Genomic DNA, 20426 nt, shown 5'->3' with positions numbered 1-20426 from the left:
AGCTGACGCTCAGCCCCGAAGACGCGGTGGCCGTGAGCGTCGGCGTGGTGCCAAATCCCTGCGCGCCGGGATTGGCGAAGGTGATCGTCTGATCGCCAATCGGGGTCACACTGTTGGACGCGGACGAGGCCGCCCCCGTGCCTGCGCTGTTGGTGGCGGTCACGCTGAAGGTGTAGGCCGTGCCGTTGGTCAAACCACTGACGGTGATCGGCGAGGCGGTGCCGGTGCCGGTCAAGCCGCCGGGGCTTGAGGTCACAGTGTAGCCCGTGATGGCCGAACCGCCGGTGCTGGCGGGGGCGGCGAAGCTCACGGATGCGCTCGCATCCCCAGCCGTCGCGGTGCCAATTGTCGGGGCCGAGGGGGCGACGGCATCGACGGCAAAGCTACGGGAGACAGTCGCGGCCGCGTTATAGGTCGCATTCCCGGCCTGATCGGCATCTATGGTACAGGTGCCGGTGCTCAGGAAAGTCAAACTGCCGCCCGAGGTCACGAGACAAACCGCCGTGGTGCTGGAGCTGAAGCTGACGCTCAGCCCCGAAGACGCGGTGGCACTCAAGGTCGGCGTGGAGCCAAAGCTTTGCGCGCCGGGATTGGCGAAGGTGATCGTCTGGTCGGTCTTCGGCGTCACCGTGATCGACACGGTCGCGGCGGAAGATGTGCCAGCCGCATTGGTAGCCGTGTAGGTGAAGCTGTCGGACCCGCTATATCCTGCCGTGGGCGTGTAGGTGATCGTGGTGCCACTGGCATTGGCCGTCCCGTGAGAGGGCGCGCTCGCCACAGCCACGCTGCTCACCATGCCACTGGTCGACAGCGTGATCGCATTATTTGTGGAGTCTTGCAGCACGCTTTGCGAGACCGCATTGGCAACGGGCACGGCAAGCGCCACGTCCAGAGTATAGGCCCTGGTGCCCGTGGCAGGCCCGGTCCCCGTCGAGCTGTCGGTCGCGGTGATCGAGAAGCTCGCGCTGCCCGATGCTGTCGGCGTTCCGGTCAAGCTGCCGCTGCTGCTCAGGCTCAGCCCGTCAGGCAAGGTGCCTGAGGTCACCGCGAAGCTGTAAGGCGCGACCCCGCCCGACGCGCTGATCGTGGCGCTGTAGCTGGCATTCTGCGTGGCACCTGAGAGCGTCGTGGGCGCGACGGTGACCGTCGGCGCATTCACGGTCAGGGCATAGGCGCGCGCGCCGCTAAAGGGTCCGGTCCCGGTGCCGCTATCTGTGCCCGTGACGGTAAAGTTGAAGGTGCCGCTCGCGGTGGGCGTACCACTCAGGCTGCCGCTGCCGCTCAGGCTCATCCCGCTGGGCAGCGACCCGGCGGTCACAGCAAAACTATAGGGCGCAGTCCCACCACTGGCGGACACGTTTTGCGAATAGGCGGTGCCAACGGTGCCATTGCTCAGGGCGCTCGGCGCTATGACAACCGTGGGGGCGCTGACGGTCACGCTGACGGTCGCGGCCCCAGATGTGCCATCGGCATTCGAGGCGGTATAGGTGAAGCTGTCCGAGCCGCTATACCCTGCGGTGGGCGTGTAGGTGATCGATGTGCCGCTGGCAGTGGCCGTCCCATGCGAGGCGGCGCTGGCCACGGCGACGCTGGTCGTCGTCCCCGTGATCGACAGCGGCACTGCGTTATTGGTGGAGTTCGGCGCCACCGTGGTCGAGACGGCATTGGCGACAGGGGCGGAAGACGGAAACCGGAGGGTCAGAGTGTAAGGTTCGCTGGTCGCTGCATTTACGTCGAGTGCGTAATAAAGCGTGATCGGAACATCGACGCCGGTGGCCGGGCTGGGCATCGTCTGCACCGTGATCGTGTAGCTCGTAACTTCGCCATTTGAATTATTCACGGGGCCGGGCTGGATCAACACGCGAGCACCCGTCGCGGAATCGTTGAAGGTCTGGCTCGTGACATCATTGCCAACAGCTTCCCCCCTGATCGGATACAACCCGGCGATTGGGATCCCCGTGCGGTCATAAAGACCATACCGAATGACCTGACACTCGCCGCTTACATCAAGCGTCTCGCTGGTAGAGTTCATCGTTACCGTGGTTCCGCTGCTGCAAGCCGCCATGGCCGCGCTCGCGCCGAGACCCGCAAGGAAAGCCCCGAGCAACAGCCGCAAAACCGCAAGACGCAGCCAGTCGATCCGCGCAATCAAAAAACGCGCCCCAGTTGCGCCTGTCGTATGGGAGATTGTCTCAGTGCGAGGGAACGTTTCGGGGCCTGTGAGAGCGTAGCGCATGAATGAATTTGTCCAGAACTGGGCAAGCGAAGCGCTCACCTAAATAAAATTGATTTCAAACAATAACTTACTCGACCACTAAACAAGAGAAGCCCAAAGCGTTGGAAGACGTTAACGCCAAGTAAGTCGAATCGTCAACAAATTGTGAGACCCGCGTGACCCTGCGCGAGACATTATGCCCATCGTGCATTCCCGCCAAAGTTGAATTTCAGCGGCAGGACCATGGACCGGGCGAACCGGATGTCGCCATTGACGTCGCGGGAACAATTTGTTGCCAGACAGAAAATTTTAATGCACAACCTAAAGTCGTAGTTTTGTTTCAAAAAACACGTAAAAATTGTTCCTGAATGTTTGGAATTTCTCTAGGAGGGATAGCGGTATGGAACCTTTTCTGGGCATGGTCATGCCCGTCGCTTTCAATTATGCACCGACGAATTGGGCCTTGTGCAACGGCCAGTTGATGCAGATTTCACAAAATCAGGCGCTCTTCGCTCTGCTGGGCAACCGTTTCGGCGGCGATGGACGGAGCACCTTCGCGCTGCCAGATCTGCGCGGACGTGCGGCGCGCGGCGCACAAAGCCTGAGACCCGGCGTCATGTCCGGGGTTGAGACCGTCACGCTCACTGAGGCCGAGATGCCCAGTCACACGCATGCCTTCAATGCCGCACAGGATCAGATCAGCGGCCGTGTCCCCACCCCGCCGGATGGAAAACTGGTTGCTGGGGGCACCATTCCCTCTGGCACGGTTTACGGCGCTCCGAACGCCCCCGTGACCCTGAGCGACGCCAATATTTCATCCGCTATGGGCGGAACGGCACATAACAATATGCAGCCATTTCTGACGGTGAATTACATCATTGCCCTTTCGGGCATCTTTCCGTCGCGCTCCTGAGCGCATGACGGTTTTGCTCGGGATCGAGAGGAATTAGACCTATGGAACCCTTAATCGGACAGATCGCACTTTTTGCCTTCAATCGCATTCCAAGAGGCTGGATGCGCTGTGACGGGACATTGCTGGCAATCAGCCAATATGATGCGCTCTTCGCTGTGATCGGCACGACCTACGGCGGCAATGGCTCCCAGACCTTTGCCCTGCCCGACCTGCGCGGACGCATTCCGCTGCATCAAGGTCAAGGACAGGGCTTGAGAGACTATACTATCGGCGAACTTGGTGGCGCAGAGACGGTGACGCTGATCTCATCGCAGGCCGCCCCCCACCACCACGCGCTGCAGGCCGCCTCGGCCAATCCGCCGGTCGATGCCACCAGCACCCCCTCCGAGGCGGCGATGCTGGCGTCATCAAGCAATGCGCCACGCTATTCCGCGGCGCCCAGCGATCCAGCCGTGCTCGCCATGCAGTCGATCGGCTTCAGCGGTGGGTCGCAACCGCATGACAACATGATGCCCACAGTGGTGATGAACTATTGCATCGCCACGATGGGCCTTTACCCGCAGCACGGCTGATCCGTTTCAACGCCTATTTTCAAGGAGACCAACATGGAACCCATTCTTTGTATGGTGATGCCTTTTCCCTATGATTTCATTCCCCGCGGCTGGATGCCCTGTAACGGGCAGGTCTTGCCGGTCTCGCAATATACCGCCGTGTTCTCCCTGATCGGCACGACCTATGGCGGCAATGGGACAACCAATTTCGCACTGCCAAATCTCAATGGCCAATCGGGGCGAAGCCCCGCTGTGGTCGCAGGTTTGGGTGTCGGCCCGGGGCTGAGCCCGCGCCAGCTGGGCGAAACACTCGGAACCGACACCGTCACCCTGAGCACACAGGAAATGCCTGCGCATAACCATAGCCTCATCCTGTATGGCAAAGACGGGGATCAAGGCGTGCAGGTGCCTGTGCAGGGGCTGACCTGGATCTCGACGGGGGCCAATGGCTATGTCACCCCCCCGGGCACCACCCCGACCAGCTTTGCGCCCGAAGCGATCGCGCCGAGCGGAGGCAATCAACCGCATGACAATGCGCAGCCCAATCTGGAGATGGTTTACTGCATCGCGGTCGAGGGGATCTATCCAAGCTTCTCATGAGCCTTGATTGCCCCTGCAGGGCTATGGCCCGGCCTCAGCCCTGCAGGACCAACTATGTCAGGTTCGACGCGCGCGGTTGTCCAACCTCGAAAGCGCCGCGCGTGTGCACAGGTGGCCTTGCGCGCAGATCGCAGTGCGAAAGCTGCGGTGCCCTGGCGCGCTGCTCGCATGTTCAGCGCAGGTGCGCTTTCTCAGACGCGATCGAGAAAATATTTTAAATATTTGATATTAATAATAAAATTATAAAATGGATCACATATATCTGATCAAGATACGCTCTCGCCCCACACAAATCGCTCAGCCACAAAAATGTCAAAAAACATAGCTTGACGAGATGTCATTTAACAATCAATGGTTGTAGTGCACTGAAAAGACTCACTTAAAAGGCGATTAACGCTTGGGAGTGTGCGCAAGGGTTAGGACATAAGATGACATTGCAAATTGCACCGCTTCGGCGGGCCTGTTCAGTATTGCCTGATGAATTTTACAGCACGTGCCAAGCCCTCGGGCATGACCCGGAGCTGGCCGCCCGTCCCGAAGGTCATGAGACCTACAGTCTGATCCCGGATCTGCCGACCTATCGCAGTTTTCTCGCAGCCACCCAAGAGCAGCGGGAAAAGCGCAGCGCCCAGTTTTTCAACCCCGGAATACGCCTGCGCAGCCGTTTGGGCCAAGGGCTGCATGATCGCGGCGAAGCATCGGTCTTTGCGGTGCATTCCCTGACCGAGGAAGACCGCGCGGCGCTTGACGTGCATCTCCCCCTGCATATGCGCACCCTCAGCATTGCCCATAAATACGTGCCCCCCGGCGAGACATGGGATGTCAGCGTGCGCGGCGATTACTGGGGGCTGGATGACATGGAAGAACTCTATGTCACCCTCAATATCGGCACGCTGGAGCTGGGCGCCGGTGCGCGCGTCGTGGTGCAGGGCAATGTCTTGGTCATGACAGTGCAATCCATGTTCGTCGCAACCCCGCGCGCGCAGTATCAGATCGGCATCCTCCCGACGCCACACTCGGTCGATTACGGCTCGGGCCCGATGCGGGGCGCGGATGGGGCGGCGGGGGGGCCGGGTGCCAATGGCCGAGACGGGCGCGCCCTCGACACCCAAGAAACACTCATCGGCCCCTGCGCCCGTGAGGCGGTCCGCCCGGAGCTGCTCTGCGGCACGGCGGGACAGCCCGGCAGCGCAGGACAGCACGGTCGGCGCGGACGCAACGGCGGGGCGTGCAAACTCGCCGATATCACACTGCGCGCACTCGAAGGCTCGGTCGAGGTCTTTGCCCAAGCCGGATCGGGCGGCGATGGCGGAGATGGCGGCGCGGGCGGTGATGGTGGCCATGGCGGTGCGGCCGTCGCGGGCCCGGCGCTGATCGGCGGCAAAGTCCCCGATGGGCAGGCGGGCGCGGGCGGCGACGGCGGCGCGGGCGGCGATGGTGGGGCGGCCGGCGGCGGCGGGATCGCCTCGAACATCTACATCTCGGTGCCCGGGCACGCAGTGCCCCAAGTCAGCTACACAGCGCTCCCCTCCGAACCCGGCCGTCCCGGATCTGCCGGACCGGGCGGCGCGGCGGGCAAAGCAGGCCGTGCCGCGCCGCACACACCGCACGCTCCCAACGGACAAGCCGGGGCCGATGGCCGTCCGGGCGCCGTGGGCCGGTCGCGCCGGGCGCCATGGGTTTTCATTAACGAAATCGGGCCGGAACCGGTCTGACGCGGAGGTGGCGAAGCAATTCGCCTCAAACAAAGGGACATAGACATGAATAATTTTGAGAAACGCGCCGAAATTCTGGGGATCGCACCTGACAAGGCTTTTGCGGGCAAGATCACGGTCAACACCCTTGATCAGCTCAAGGAACTGCTCAACATCTCCGGCATGCCGCCCAGCGCTGAGGCCGTCAGCAAAGCCGCCCCCAGCGACGCCGCAGATGCCTCCCAATCGGTGGCCCACGCGGTCGCACGCCATGTCTACGGCGCAGCCCCGCTCTCGGATGCCGATCTGGCCTTGGCGCAATCGGCCTTCCCCTTGCAGCTCAACGTGGTCTCGCAGCCCGACAAGACCATCAACTCCGAATGGAATCTCAATGAGATCTCGCCCGATGGGCCAATCGTGGTGTCGCTGGGCACGCTGACGATCGAAGATGGCGGCTATATCGTGGTCTCGAACCGCGCATTGGACTTTACCGTCGATACGTTGGTGCGCAATGGCAGCGCCGCGCCTGGCAATGATATGGGGATTTTCAACATCCTCGGGATTACAGGCGCGGCAGGCACCCCGGGCGACACGCCCACCGCCCCCGGTCAGGCCACCAATGGCAAGCCCGGCAATTGTAGCTCGGCAGGCATTGCGGGTGACTCGGGCGGCAATGGCACGACGGGAACACTAGGCTCGGCAGGCGGGCCGGGCGGCGCGGGCGGCCTTGGCAAACCCTCGCTGGCCGCGACCATCCGGATCACCACGGCGGTGCAAAGCGCCACCGCGCTGAGCGTGGTCACCCAATCGGGCGCCGGCGGCCAAGGCGGTGCGGGCGGCACCGGATCGAAGGGCGGCCAAGGCGGCAATGGCGGCAACGGCGCGACCTGCGGCTGTACCGGCAGCGCGGGCGGCTCGGGCGCACAAGGCGGTACGGGCGGCAAAGGCGGCCCGGGTGGTCAGGGGGGAAACGGCGTGGATGCAGAAGGCGACATCACGATTTTCGCCCCCAGCACCGCGCTCAGCCTGTTCCAGCCGATCAAGAAGACCGCGCAACCGGGCGCAGGCGGTGCCCCCGGCACCGGCGGGGCTGGTGGCGATGGCGGCTCCGCGGGCTCGGGCGGCAAGCATAACAGCGGCGGCTCCGGCGGCGGCACGGGCGGTCAAGGCGAGACCGGCACGCCCGGTGTCGCGGGAACCATCGCAGGTCAGCCCGCGGATATCTTGATCCAACCGGCCTGACCTGCGTCGCGCGACGTCCCCCGCCCGCCTTTTCCCGGCGGGCGGGACCCGTATGCCTCTCAACGCGGAGGGCCGGGCATGGCCACCCTCAAGATCGTCAGTTGGAACCTGCGCACATTCGGCGACCCGATCCCGCCCGATGTCGTACTGCGCCAAATTGCCGAAATTCTGATCACCCACTTGCAGGCCGACATCGTCTGTCTGCAGGAAATCCAAGCCGGGGTGACCACCTCTGGCACGATTGGCAGCACGGTCTCGCCCGAAATCACGGGGGCACTTGATGCGCTTCTGGCGAAGTTGCGCGCGCTCGATCCTGCAGGGGCCTGGGTTTATCGCCTGTCGGGCCTCAACAACTCGTCGCGTTCGAAATCAATGCGCGATGCCTATGCCTATTTCTTCAAGACGACCCCCGCCGCCTCCCCGCACGCGCATAGCGATGCGCCCGCGCAGCTGGCCGAGCTGCAATCGCCCTCGATTTTGCGGGTCGAAAGCGGTGGGCAGTTTCCCGGCCGACGCCCCGGCCTTGCAACCTTTGAGGTAACCGCCAGCGCCAATGCCCCGCCAGTGCCCTTCAACCTGATTTCATGGCATGCCGCGACCCCGTGCAACACGATCGGCAAAGCCAAGAATGGCAGCTCATCGGGGCGTGCGCTCATGGCGCTGGCCAAGCTGCGCGATATTGGCGGCGATCTGCGCAAGGATATCTCCGGCGGCCACGGCATCACGGTGCTGGAACGGGTCAACCCTTTGCCCGATATCGACACGATCTTTCTGGGCGATTGCAACTACAACATGGCCGCGAGCAGGGCCGACATCGTTTACGAGAACCTGACCACCCATTATCAGCCCTGCGTCAGCACCTTTGATCATGTCGTAACCACAACCTACAGCGCCGATCCCACCAAGCCTCTCACCGGGTCGAGCTCTTACGACAATATCTTTGTGCTGCGCGCGCATGACAGCTTTGCCCCTGCGCTGCAGTTTGCCAATCAATCCGGTGCGTTCGACTTTATCCGCTTTCAGGCCGAGCAACTGGGAGGGGCCGCAGAGATCAAGTATTTCGCGACCGAGGCGGCTTGGTACGTGTGCTATATCGATCAGTATAAGCGCCAGCATGCGGAATACGGGATCAGCGATCATTTCCCGGTTTGGGCAGAGTTCACGATTGGCGCGGGCAGCACCGCCAGCCGCAACATTCACGCCACCAGCGGGGCGGATAATAACTGCCTGTTTCATGCGGTCTTTGGCGCGCTGGACGACAACGGCATCTATGTCGACCCGCAGGCCGCCGCCCATCGCACAACCTTTGCCAATCAGCTTGAGGCCAGTTTCGCCCCGACCCAGTTCGACACGATCCGCGCCAATGTGCTCTCAGTGATGATCGAGCAGTACCAAGACATGCCCGCATGGCTTGCCGTGGCGCAGAATCTGTTGAGCAACCCGCTTCTGGACCCCACCACAGTGCCAGAATGGCCCGCGATGGTGGCGCAATATCTCGCGCCGATCCGCTCCGGGCGGATGTTGTTTGTGCATGAAGCCGAGATCTTGGCGCAACAACAGTCGGTCACGCTCAACCTTTGGCGCGCGGATGGCGGCAGCTATCAAATGCTGCCGCTCAATCCCGGACAAGCCCAAAGCCGCGACATCTATCACTGCGCCCTGCATTTCTTCCGCTACACGCCCACCTGAGGAGGCTCTTGCCATGAGCAACACGCTAGACCAGCTTGAGCAGACGCTGAAAGCCGCGGTGCAGCCGGACGGCTCGCTGGCGCTGACGGGCTCCCTTCTGGGCGCGCCTGATCTGGGAGATCTGATCGCGCAGCTTGAGCCCTCGGGCAGTTTGGTGGTGCAAGATGCCGAGATCACGCTGTCGGGCGATAAAACGACGCTCACCGTCAGCGGCAAAACCGATATCGGTGAACTGAAGGGCGCCGCGATCACGGTCAGCTTCACCCAAGACAGCAGCGCCACGCTTGAGATGACAGCCCGCATCACCCTGCCCGATGGCACGGCGCTTGCGCAGCTGCTCAGCCCTTTGGGCAATGCCACGCTCAAGGCGCTCAAGCTCGATGGCGGCGCGGTGATCCTGTCATCGCTTCCCTACCAAGATGCAGGGACAGGGCGCAGTCTCGCGCCCGGTCTGAACCTGAGTGCGACCATCGATCCGATCGCGGTTCTGCCCTATCTGGGCGCGATCCTTCCGGCGCACACGCAGCTTGCGATGGCGGGGCCGATCACCGATTTCGCCCTGCCCCTCTTTGATCTGACGACGCGTGAGGTCACAGGCAGCTTGATCGGTGTCTCCCTGCCCGCGCTGTATCTGCAATTTACAAGCGCCTCCGTTACGACCCCGCCCGATGAGCCAGCCGCTTTGGGCCAGGCGTTTCTCGCAGCCCAAATGACAGTCGGGGGCGTCACAGGCACGGTGCGCGCGCCCCTTCCCGATAGCGGGATGGTGCTGGCGCTCGAGGTCGAGTTCGAGGGGCTTACCCTGAGCAGTTTCGAAGATCTCGCGGTGTTCATCGGCAATGTCGATCCGTTCTCCGCCCTGCCCGCGCCGATCCAAACCCAGATCAAAGCGGTCACCGACTCCTTCGCGCTGCGCAGCCTCGGGCTAAGCGTCGATCTGTCGAAACCGGCCTTTCTGGAAAGCGCGCTTGGGGTCAGCGTGGATCTTCAAGACTATGCAATCTTCAACCCGATCCCTGCGCTGAAGGTCCAAGAACTTGATCTGTCGCTCAAGGTCAACACGACGGCCACCCCCACGGTGATCACCTTTGGGGCCTCCACCACCCTCACCGTTGGCAGCAGTTCTCAGCCCGACAGCTTTCAGGTGCTGATAGGGTTCCAGACGCAAAGCTCTGGCAGCTACCAGATTTCAGCGACACAAGAGCCGGGAACGGTGCTCAAGCTGAGCAATGTGGTGCAGAGCCTGATCCCTTCGCTCACCGGCTTTCCCGATTTCGATGTCACGCGCTTTGGCCTTTTGTTGCTGCCCGATGACGGCACCTACAGTTTTGACGCGGTCATTCAATCTGATTGGGAGGTCCTGAGTACCCCGTCCATCACGCTGAGCGAAGTGGATGTCAGCGCGCTTTACAACCGCGCGGTCACGCCCTCGACCTCGGGTGCAATCACCGGGATTTTCACCCTTGATGTCGGCAATGCCGAGGAGGATCAGATCCTGATCACGCTCTCGGCGGTCAAGCCCGAAGGGACGGATGGCTGGAAACTCGCGGGCCAGACCGGCGAGGATCAGGCGATCCCGATTGGCAATCTGATCGAGGCGATCACCCATGAGTTCGACACCAGCGTGGAGCTGCCCGAGTTCTTGGCGGATATGGTGGTCGAAAATCTGGATCTGACCTTTGATACGGCCCAGAAAGCGTTCCACTTCGGCACCGAGATCCAGATGCCGTTCAGCGATGACGTCGTGCTGACCCTGACGGTCTCATTGGATGTGCAGCCGAAGGCGCAGGGCACGGGCTATGAGACCACTTTCCGCGGCACGATCCAGATCGCGCAGTATCAGTTCGACATCGTCTTCGATGCCAAGACCGCGCAAAGCGACACGCTGATCGCCACCTATCAACCCGCCAGCGGATCGCGCCAGTCGGTGACGCTCAAGGAGCTGTTGGCCGGGATTTCCGAAAGTCTTGCGCAAGACATTCCGGTCAATATCGAGATCGACCTGAAGGATGTGAAATTCGTCTTCTACAAGGACAAGACCAACAATCGCATGGCCTTTGGGCTGGATGTGGGCATCCCGATCGATCTTTCCGACATCCCGATCGTGGGCAGCCGATTGCCGCCTGAACTGACGCTGGCGATCACCAATCTGCAAGGCGTCTACGCGACCAAAGCCTTTGCGCAAAGCGATATCGCCGGGGTCAATGGGCTATTGCCCAGCGGCGTTGTGCCCTTCCCCAAAGAAGGGTTAGGTCAGGGCGTGAACCTTGCCGCGGACGTCCGCATCGGCGATTGGACCGAACGGTTCCAGCTTGCAGGCGCGCCGAGTTCAAAGACCCAGCCGAGCCCGACTGCCGCGCGCATGGCATCGAGCACGGCCTTGACCCCCAGCGCCGCCCCGCAAGCCGCCGCCCCCGCTGCGGGCGATGACAGTTATATGTGGCTCAATATCAACAAGCAGATCGGCATTTTCCAGTTTGACCGGATCGGCGCGGGCTATTCCGACAATCTGCTCAGCCTTGCGCTGGATGCCGGGATCACGCTGGGACCGCTCAGCTTTTCCATGCTGGGTCTCTCGGTTGGCTCGCCGATGGATAAATTCGCGCCGGAATTCGGGCTCAACGGGTTGGGCCTCAGCTTCAACCAACCGCCGATCAACCTGTCGGGCGGATTCATGAAGGTCAAGGACGCAACTGGCACGTCCTATTACGGGCAGGTCGTGGCCGAGATCGCGCAGATCGGGTTTTCCGCCTTGGGCGGCTGGAGCCCCGATGCCGATCCAGCCTCGTTCTTCCTCTATGCCAATATCGATATCCCGATGGGCGGACCGCCCTATCTGCAGCTCAAGGCATTGGCGGGCGGGATCGGGATCAATCGCAGCCTGCTGCTGCCCACGATCGAAGAGCTGCCGGGCTATATCTTGCTGCCCAACAACGCCCCGCCCGCGCCCGGCACGCCGCAAAGCACCGTGGCGACCGTCCTGCCCCAGCTTGAGAAATATCTGGTCAATCAGCCGGGCCAATATTGGGTGGCCGCCGGAATTGCCTTCTCGTCTTTCGAGATGATCGAGGCCTTCGCCTTGGTCACCGTCTCCTTCGGGGTCGATTTCCAGCTGGGCATTCTCGGTTCGCTCTCGGCCACCGTTCCCGCACAAGGCGAAGAGGCCATCGCCTATATCGAGGTCGATATGGTCGCGAGTTTCGCCCCCGCAAGCGGCCTGCTGTCGGTCGAGGGCGCGGTCTCGCCGCGCTCCTTCGTGTTCGGCGGCTTTGTGAAAATTCAGGGCGGCTTTGCCTTCCGGATCTGGTTTGCCAAGGAGAATGCGGGCGATTTTGTCGCAAGCGTGGGGGGCTATTACCCCTCCTTCGACAAGCCCGCCCATTACCCCACCGTGCCGCGCCTCAAGATCGGCTATGCGCTGGGACCGCTCAGCGTGAGCGGGACCGCCTATTTTGCGCTCACCCCCGCGCTGCTGATGGCAGGCATAAAGATGAACGCGGTGTTCGAGGCCGGCCCGATCAAGGCATGGTTCGATGCGGGCTTCGATATTCTGATCGCCTGGCAGCCTTTCCAATATCAGGCGGGCACCTATGTCTCGATCGGGGTGGCGGTCGATATCGGGCTCTTCACGCTCAAGCTGCAGGCCGGGGCGGATCTGCTGATCTGGGGACCGGAATTTGGCGGCAAGGCCGATGTGGATCTCGACGTCGTCTCGTTCTCCATCGCCTTTGGCGCGGCCCCGAGCCCAGCCCAGCCGGTGGGCTGGTCGAACTTCCGCGACAGTTTCTTGCCGCCCGACAGCCCCGCCCCAAAGGCCAAGGCCATCCCCGCGCCCCAGACCGCACTGATGCGCGCCACGCCTGCGCTTGAGGCCCAAGAGGCGCCGCAAACCGCAGAGGATCCGGGCATCACCAATATCTTGAAGATCATGACCAAAACCGGGCTCGTGAGCACCGCTATGCCCGGCTATGACGCGATCATCTCGCCCACGGCATTCTCTATCGAGATCACCTCGACCATGCCCGCCAACTCGCTCAGCTGGGCCATGACCGGTGGTGAGATCGCCTTGCAAAACACCGTAGCCGATTGGAGCACCGCCGCCCCGGTCGCAGGCACGCCCTTCCTGACACTGCCCAAAGGCACCGCGACCTTCAGCGACACGCAGGTCTGGAACCCCGTTTTGGATGTCGCGCCGATGGGCAAGACAGGGATCACTTCGGCTATGAAGATCGCGGTGCTCAAGCATCTCGACAGCGATGCCGCCGGAGAGTTTTCCGATGCGATCACCGATCTGCAAGTGGCCCCGATGCTGATGGCCTCGAGCACCGCGCTGTGGAAGCTGCAAGATGTCGCGAACGACCCGAACCTGCCTGCGCTGCTGGAGCAGACGCTGGTCGGGCTGTCTCTCACCCCGGTGCCGCGCGCGCCCACAAGGGTCAGCGATGTGCCGCTGATCGAACTGCTGTTCACCCAAGGCAACAATACGGGCTTCTACCCGGCCTCGGCACAGGTGGTGCCGGGCTATCAGATCAGCACTCAGAACACGCCACCACAGGATCTGACGATCCAACTGAGCGGCACTCATCAGGCCGATCTGACCAATACCGACTACCATCTCGAAGCCTTGGTGGATCCGTGGGTGGCAAGCCAACGCAGCGATATCGCAACCGCGCTGAGAGAGGCCGGGTTTGGCACCTATGACGCCGCTCAGATCGATCTCACCACAATGGCCACGCGCAAGGCGCTGACAGACTGGCCCGTCGTGCGCCAGCTTGGCGCGTAAGGGAGAGCCCAAAATGACACAAGCCATCGCCACGCAAGAGACGCTTTTGGACATGGATGTCACCTTCATCCAGAACGACATTCCGGGGTTCGAGGCGGGGATCTATCGGCTTTCCCTGTCGCAAGAGCTGAGCGATGACACGGGGGCCACGATCAACGACGCCCCGATCGAGCTGACCTATGATTTCGCGGTCAGCGGCGACCGCTTCGCCTTTGCCCAGCCCGATCAGTCTGTGTTCGCGGTCTTTCCGCCCGATAACAGCAGCGGGGAATATGACGCGGTCTTTCCCCATGCGGTCTTTCCCCAATCGAACCTGCCTTGGCTGCGCAGTCCGACAAAAACGCATGCGGAGCCCGATGCCTTGGGCGATATTCCAACATGGCTTTGGGTGATGTTGCTCGATGAGGGCGATGTCGCCGAAAGCGCCGCGCTTGAGCCCAAGGCGGGCGTGATCGGCGATCTTTTCCCGCAATCGGTCTATGACAAGAGCACGCTTGGCACGGGAGAGTCCTATTTCTCGGATGGCGGGGATCTGTCCGATCTGGAACCGGGCCAGACGATGGAGAGCGCGATCCAATATATCGACGTGCCGCTGTCGCTGTTCTGGGAGCTTGCACCCACCCTGCCCGATCTGGCCCTGATGGCGCATGTGCGCGAAGTCAGCCTGATCGAGAAGCCGACCATCGCGAAAATCAGCGATCAGGGCGTGGCCTTGGGAAAATTCTCGATCGCGTTTGGCAATCGCCTGCCGCAAAACTCTGCAAATAGCCGCTGCTATCTGGTCTCTCTGGAAGGGCTCGAAGACTACCTGCCTACCTCGGAGGACGGCGGCGCGCCCACATCGCACCAAGACGGAGCGCAGCTTCTGCGCCTCGCGGTGCTGCGCCATTGGCGCTTTCGCTCGACCGGGCAGCCTGCGGGTTTTGTCAACGCGCTGCTCGATCTCAATGCGGGCACACAGAATGCATCGGGCGAAAAGCGCACCGTGCTGCAACTGCCCTATGAAGGCTCCAACCCGACGCTCAAGGCCGGGTTCGAGATGGGCTATGTCCCGCTCGACACCCAGATGCGCACGGGCGAGAAAACCCTGTCTTGGTATCGCGGCCCGCTCGCACCCTATGCGACCCAAGTCGCGCCGCCTGATTTGCCCCTGAGTTCGGCCGATGCCGGGCTGATCTTTGATCCGACCTCGGGCATGTTCGATATGTCCTATGCCTCGGCCTGGACCATCGGACGGCTGATCGCGCTGCAAGACCAGAGCTTCTCCGTGCCGCTCTATGTCTGGAAACGCGATATCCATCACCAGTTGCTGGCCAGCGTCTCGGGCGACATTCTCGCCGCGCATCTGGCGGATCTCGCTCCGGTGGCCCTGCCCCAAGCGCTCGCCACCCGGCTTGGACTGCCAGCGACCCGAAATGCAGCCGCTCAATTGAGCGCGACCTCCGAGGCTCCGCTCAACGCCACACGCAGCTTCAACGCGGCGCATCACCTGATGATCCACGCGCTTGCCGGAAGGAAATGACATGACATACCGGCTTCAATCCCGCCCCCGCTATCTGACGCAGGTCGCAGCCGCTCTGGATCAGACGCAATTGCGGCTTTCGGCCTCGTTTATGCACGTACCGCTGCCTGCCCCGCTCGAAGACTGGCTTGCGCGCCTGCGGCTGCTTAAGGGGGTACCGTTCTCCTATCTGGTGCCCGATGAGGCCATGCTGCCACCGGAATCCATCCGCTTTTTCACGCTGGATCGCGGCTGGATCGAGACGCTGGCAGATGGCGCGCTGAGCATTGGACGCACCTTGGGCAGCCAGCCTGACCTTGCGCTATCCTCGCTTGAGGCCGCAGCCCAAGCGCATGCCGCCCCGCGCGCGCAAAGCGCCACCCCCCGCATGCGCGCGCGGGCTTTGGGACGAGAGCCGGCCCCCGCGCCCAGCGGCCCGATCACCGGGTTCCTGCTGCGCTCAAGGCTCGTGTCGAACACCCCCGGCATGGGCGTGTCGGTCTATCCCAAGGGCCACACCCCCGCCGATCACGATGCCGATCCGAGTGTCGAGATCAAGCTGCTCGACATCCTGCGCTACGAGACATTGGGAGCCAAATCCGACGTGCTGATCTGCCTGATCGCGGGGGATGGCTACCGGGTCGATATTCACCAGCCGCCCGAGCAGCTGCATTACGGCATCGACAGTTTCGAGACCGCCTCGGGCGGTACAGTTCATGCCGAAAAGAAACTGCACACCTTCACCAAATCCACCACCACGACGCCGCAGGGCACAAGCACGGTCAAGATCACTCTGAACCCCGACACGGTTCCGGTCGATATCAGCGCCGCGTTCCGGTCCAATGGCAGGCGGGTGGCCAAGATGAGCACGCTCTCGGACACGCTGGCGCGCGCCAACACGTTGGAGGCGCTCGACGCCGCCGAAATGGGGTTCGAGATGACCCAAGGCGTCGGCATGGTTTCATTCTTCAAGGGGGGCAGCCAATGACCCAAGCGATCCTTCCGATGAACCTGCGCGCGCTGCGGGTGAATGCCAATGACGCGCAGGTTCTGACCAGCCGTTTCAAGGGGCGTGTCGCGCAGTTCGAAATGATGCCCTATAGCGCCACGGCCACCCGCCCCAGCACCGGCACAGCCATCGTGCAGCCGCTGGAAAGCTCGGCCAGCCCCATCGTCTCGCTCAAGCCGGGGCTGCACCTGCATTGGGAATTGCCCGATGCCTATAAGCGCGGCGTGCAAGGCCCCGAGGGCGGCACTCCGGTCTTTCCGCACGCGCCCAACACTTGGCTCGTGGTGCGCTATCTGCAACGCTATGACGAGACGACGCAAAGCTACGGTCCGGTCGAGACCCAAAGCTGGATCGTCGAGAGCGACTATATCGCCGGCGATCTGCAACTGGACGCGACCGGGATCACCCGCCCCGCGATCAGCGTGCCCCTGCCCGATCAGCCCGCAGCGGGTGAGCAGCCCTACCGGTTCATGGGACGCGTCGTGCCCTATGAGGCGTGGACAGGCCCCGGCCCCAGTTCAGACTATCTCAGCGGCTATGCCCCCCATTACCTGACTTCGGTCGGTTTCGTGGGGCCGTCCTTTGCGTCATATTACCCCGAGTGCAATTCGGTCTTCGGGTTTTGGGATCACTTCGCCGATCTGCCCGATATCTATGCCGCGATCCAATCCAACAGCGCGCTGCAATTCCGTGTCTCCTATCACGTGACAGGCTGGGTCCGTGACGCGCAAAACGATCTCTTTGCCGATTTCCCGGACCGCGTTCGCACGACCTATAACGCGGCCGTCGCAGCCGCAGCGGAGCAGAAAGTGCCCCCCAGCCAGACCCCGGCGCAGGCCTTGGTGCAGCTCGCGCAGCAGGACTTCCGGCTGGGTTTCAATGCCAAGGATATCGCCTACACGCTCAATCCCGACAAGACGCTGGCCACGCTGGATGCACCCGATCAGGGCCTGTGCTCGGGCGTGATGCAGGAAATCGTCTGGAATATGGAGCAAAACCCGGGCGAGACCTATTTCCTCAACAATCCCGAAGGCCAGCAGCCCAACGCATTATGGAGCGACAATGAAATCCGCCTCGCAGTCGGAAATACCACCGTCGAGGGGCTGTCGGCGCTGATCAAGGGCGATCTGGCCCCGGACGGCGCGGGCGCGGACCAGCTTGCCTCGATCGAGATGTTGCTCGACGCGCTTCAACTGGGGCTGCTGCATGATCTCGAAGGGGCGGGCAACAGCCTGATGGTGGTCGATGAGGCGCTGCATTCGCGTGGCTTTGCCAAGCAATTCGGCGGCTATGTCTGGAGCCTCGTGCCGACGGGGCGCGCGGCCAAAGATGACGGCACAGAGGTCAGTTTGCCGCTGCCGCTGGCCGAGCTTTTGCACAATCTCAACGCAGCCCAGAAAACCTATGATCAAGGCCGCGCCGAGCTGGATACGCTCCGCAAGCAGCTTTTCATGGACTGGCTGCGCTATATCTCGGCCTATATCGATCCGGCCCAAGGCGGGCTGCAAATTCCGATCAATGATCTGGCGAGTTTTCTCGACAACAACTCCCCCAATAGCGAGCTGGGATATGTCGTGACCCGTGGGCATGAGATCGGGATGCAAAGCTATGTGCTCGATCCGGTCAGCGGTGAGATTACCGGGCTGAACCCGCCGCCCTCCGCGCCAAATTCCGCGCAGATCCCCTCTCAGGCGGACGCGGTCTTCGCTGCGTGGCAGGCCGTGCGCGCGGCGCTGCCAGATGCCGGGAACTGGCTCTTGCAGGCCACACCCGCCCCGGCGTTCTGGGAGCCGACCGATCCGGTGCTCGTGATGGAGGGCGACCGGATCGAGCCGGTGCGCCGAAATGGCACGGCCAGTTTCACCCCCGCACGGCTGAGCGCCGAGCTGATCACGCAACTCACGATCGAAGACGCCACCGAGACCCGGACGCTGGAGGCCGCCACCATTACCGGGCCACCCGCGCTGAGCGCGGTCACACCGCTGGCCGATCCGCTGCGCGCGATTTTGGCCGAAAGCTGCCTGTTCATCCCGATGCTGGCGGGCAATGTGGCCCAAGCGGCCATCCCCCCCAGCCAGAGCGCGGAGGATGCGACGCAATTTTCCCAAGCGCTCAATCAGGCGCAGGGTGGGCTCAGCCCGCTCGATCCGGGCCCCGCAGCGGCGGCCGGCAACCTCTATGACCGGCTGCATGCCACGGGTGCGGGCCCGCTCGAAAACCCCACGCAACCGGTCACCGCGCCGCTTGCGCTGACCTTTGGCTTTACCAACGCGACCCAGACCGGCTGGACCCCTTACGGCACCGCGCTGACCACGCAGACCGCGCTCACCGAGTTCAGCGCCACCCGCTTTGATCCCTTCCTGCCGGTCTTCTTGCTCTGGCAGGCGCAGCTTGATCCGCTCGCCCGAGACCCGGCGTCGAACTACACGCCCGACAGTCTGACGCGCCATTTCAGCCTCGACCCCGATGCAATCGACTATATCTACGCGCCCGACGAGAGCTTCACCACGGGCACGGCGGTGCGCTATGGCGGCTCTGTTACCTTGTCGCGCCAACCCACGCGCAGCCTCACCGCCCAGATCGATCAATATGAAAAGCTCTATCCCCATGACGCGGTCGATGACGCGCTCAATCATGCGCGCGCAGTCTTCGAGCAGGCCCAGATCATGTCGCAGGGGATCGGCGGGTTCGGGCAAGAGCAGCTGTTGCGCAGCGCCATCGCCCGTGTCCCGGTCGAGGATCTGATCAAGGGCGGGCGCGATGCGATCACCGCGCAGATCGACGCCGCCGCGCGCAGCCTGCCCTATGACAACTGGTATAATTTCGCCTTCAACGGGGTCTCCCCGATTTCCCAAGGCTTGCTGGCCGAGGATAATTTTGGCCCGTTCCGCGCCGGGTTCTCACGGATCTTCGATCTTGAAATCGTCGACACATTCGGCCAGCGCATGACGCTGCAAACCCGAGACATGCGCCCAGACGGCTCGCAAAATGCGCAACCCGCCTTTCCCTTGGCGCCGGTGCCGGGCGATCAGACCCATCAGGGCAGCCTCTATCTGCCGCCCCGGCTGCTGGCCCCGTCGCGAGTCTGGTTCCAATGGCTATCGGCACGGTTTGACACCAAGGTCAAAGGCATCACCGATGATTTCGTCGAGATGAACAGCCACCCCGCCAGCTCTCCGATCTGCGGGATCGTGCTGCCCAACCATCTTGATGACAGCCTGATGTTCTATCAGCCCGAGGGCGCGTTGATCGGGTCGTTCAGCGTTGAGCATGGTACGCTGGTCTATCGCACCCGCGCGGGCAATGCGGACAACCCCGATGACAGTCTCGCGCAGGATATCGGCCCGCAATCCGGCCCGGCGCTGGTCAATGAGCATCTGTTTGACGTGATGTGGCATATCGACACGATGGGTGCTGGGTTCCTGACCGATATGATGACGGCGATCCGGCGCAGCGAAGGGCTCGTGAACCCGGCAAGCTATGCGCAGAACGTGGCGCTCGGCGTGCTGTTCGGGCAGCCTTTGGTGATCACCCGCGCCGTCGTGGGCATCGAAACGCTGGGCGGGGTGCTGCCGGTCAGTCAAGCCGATACGGTCTCGCATCCGGCCTTCTCGGATGCGGTCACGCAGGGGCGTTACCGCTATTCCGACCGCGAGGAGACCGGCGCCTCCGAGCTGCAATCGGTGGCGCTGCCGATCCGGCTTGGCAATCTTGCGAATATGAATGACGGGATGATCGGGTATTTTCTGGACGGTGCGGGTGGCGCATCGCCCTATGGCACGTTCTACGCCCCAACCGCGCCTGCGGCGGGGAAAAATGGCGTGGTGCCGCCCGCGCCCGACACGCTGGAAGTCACGCTCAACCAAAAGCCGGTGGCGCTGACCTTCCTGATGGATCCGCGCGGTGCGATCCATGCGACGACCGGGATCTTGCCGGTGCAACAGATCGCGATCCCCTCGGATCAATATGCCCAGACATTGCAGCGCTTGCAGGTCACGTTTGAAACCCGTCCGGTGCTGTCCGGCGCGGGAGGGCTGACCCTGCCGCTGCCGCAAGAGGCGGGCTATGATTGGTCTTGGGTCCAGACCAATGCGCCCAGCGTGCCGCTCGGCGCGAATGCAGGCACCGAGACGGCCACGTTCAACTATACGCCGCAAAGCCTGCGCGAAGGCTGGACCCGGCTGCAGCGCGCGCCCTCACCGCCCGCCCCGCAAGACCACACTGAGTAA

11 protein-coding genes are annotated in these 20426 nt (G+C 62.7%); 10 read left to right on the top strand and 1 reads right to left on the bottom strand.

All coding sequences use genetic code 11. From position 1 onward, the window contains the following. The coding region (locus DL1_RS09790) for a beta strand repeat-containing protein (protein ID WP_211250627.1) at nucleotides 1-2152 on the bottom strand (2152 nt) is incomplete at its 3' end. A gap of 463 nt (nucleotides 2153-2615) precedes the next feature. On the opposite strand from DL1_RS09790, the gene DL1_RS09785 reads away from it, so the two are divergent. The 10 genes from DL1_RS09785 (at nucleotide 2616) to DL1_RS09740 (ending at nucleotide 20426) form a co-directional block, all read left to right on the top strand. After that, entirely contained in the window at nucleotides 2616-3128 is a 513-nt protein-coding gene (locus tag DL1_RS09785) for a phage tail protein (RefSeq protein ID WP_038065437.1), read from the top strand. Between the two features lie 41 nt (nucleotides 3129-3169). Further along, a complete protein-coding gene (locus tag DL1_RS09780) occupies nucleotides 3170-3700 on the top strand; it encodes a phage tail protein (RefSeq protein WP_038065435.1) in 531 nt (176 codons plus the stop codon). Nucleotides 3701-3733: 33 nt separating this feature from the next. Further along, nucleotides 3734-4279 (top strand): phage tail protein, encoded by a 546-nt coding sequence (locus DL1_RS09775; RefSeq protein WP_038065433.1) that lies wholly within the window; start codon nucleotides 3734-3736, stop codon nucleotides 4277-4279. A gap of 428 nt (nucleotides 4280-4707) precedes the next feature. Beyond that, nucleotides 4708-5994, top strand: a complete 1287-nt coding sequence (locus tag DL1_RS22240; protein WP_051693459.1) for a hypothetical protein — start codon at nucleotides 4708-4710, stop codon at nucleotides 5992-5994. A gap of 45 nt (nucleotides 5995-6039) precedes the next feature. After that, nucleotides 6040-7215 (top strand): hypothetical protein, encoded by a 1176-nt coding sequence (locus tag DL1_RS20865; RefSeq protein ID WP_051693458.1) that lies wholly within the window; start codon nucleotides 6040-6042, stop codon nucleotides 7213-7215. 78 nt (nucleotides 7216-7293) lie between these two features. Continuing rightward, nucleotides 7294-8904 carry an exonuclease/endonuclease/phosphatase family protein gene (locus DL1_RS09760; RefSeq protein WP_038065430.1) on the top strand — a complete coding sequence of 537 codons (1611 nt, stop codon included), beginning with the start codon at nucleotides 7294-7296 and terminating at the stop codon, nucleotides 8902-8904. 13 nt (nucleotides 8905-8917) lie between these two features. Further along, nucleotides 8918-13687: a DUF6603 domain-containing protein gene (locus DL1_RS09755; protein WP_038065427.1), complete on the top strand. Its 4770-nt coding sequence runs from the start codon at nucleotides 8918-8920 to the stop codon at nucleotides 13685-13687. Between the two features lie 13 nt (nucleotides 13688-13700). Next, nucleotides 13701-15209, top strand: a complete 1509-nt coding sequence (locus DL1_RS09750) for a hypothetical protein (protein ID WP_038065424.1) — start codon at nucleotides 13701-13703, stop codon at nucleotides 15207-15209. Between the two features lies 1 nt (nucleotide 15210). Next, complete coding sequence (locus tag DL1_RS09745) at nucleotides 15211-16176, top strand: hypothetical protein (RefSeq protein WP_038065421.1); 966 nt, start codon at nucleotides 15211-15213, stop codon at nucleotides 16174-16176. Then, complete coding sequence (locus tag DL1_RS09740; RefSeq protein WP_038065420.1) at nucleotides 16173-20426, top strand: hypothetical protein; 4254 nt, start codon at nucleotides 16173-16175, stop codon at nucleotides 20424-20426. Before DL1_RS09745 ends, DL1_RS09740 begins: the two co-directional genes overlap by 4 nt.

The organism is Thioclava dalianensis (genome assembly GCF_000715505.1).
Taxonomy (GTDB): Bacteria; Pseudomonadota; Alphaproteobacteria; order Rhodobacterales; family Rhodobacteraceae; genus Thioclava; species Thioclava dalianensis.
The sequence above is the reverse complement of the archived record's forward strand: the minus strand, read 5'-3'. Positions and strand labels throughout refer to the sequence as shown.

Excerpts from the sequence above, each read along its gene's own strand:
- DL1_RS09760 (WP_038065430.1), top strand. The coding sequence starts at position 7,294 with ATGGCCACCCTCAAGATCGTCAGTTGGAACCTGCGCACATTCGGCGAC.
- DL1_RS09785 (WP_038065437.1), top strand. The coding sequence starts at position 2,616 with ATGGAACCTTTTCTGGGCATGGTCATGCCCGTCGCTTTCAATTATGCA.
- DL1_RS20865 (WP_051693458.1), top strand. The coding sequence starts at position 6,040 with ATGAATAATTTTGAGAAACGCGCCGAAATTCTGGGGATCGCACCTGAC.
- DL1_RS09750 (WP_038065424.1), top strand. The coding sequence starts at position 13,701 with ATGACACAAGCCATCGCCACGCAAGAGACGCTTTTGGACATGGATGTC.
- DL1_RS09745 (WP_038065421.1), top strand. The coding sequence starts at position 15,211 with ATGACATACCGGCTTCAATCCCGCCCCCGCTATCTGACGCAGGTCGCA.
- DL1_RS09780 (WP_038065435.1), top strand. The coding sequence starts at position 3,170 with ATGGAACCCTTAATCGGACAGATCGCACTTTTTGCCTTCAATCGCATT.
- DL1_RS09775 (WP_038065433.1), top strand. The coding sequence starts at position 3,734 with ATGGAACCCATTCTTTGTATGGTGATGCCTTTTCCCTATGATTTCATT.
- DL1_RS09740 (WP_038065420.1), top strand. The coding sequence starts at position 16,173 with ATGACCCAAGCGATCCTTCCGATGAACCTGCGCGCGCTGCGGGTGAAT.
- DL1_RS09755 (WP_038065427.1), top strand. The coding sequence starts at position 8,918 with ATGAGCAACACGCTAGACCAGCTTGAGCAGACGCTGAAAGCCGCGGTG.
- DL1_RS22240 (WP_051693459.1), top strand. The coding sequence starts at position 4,708 with ATGACATTGCAAATTGCACCGCTTCGGCGGGCCTGTTCAGTATTGCCT.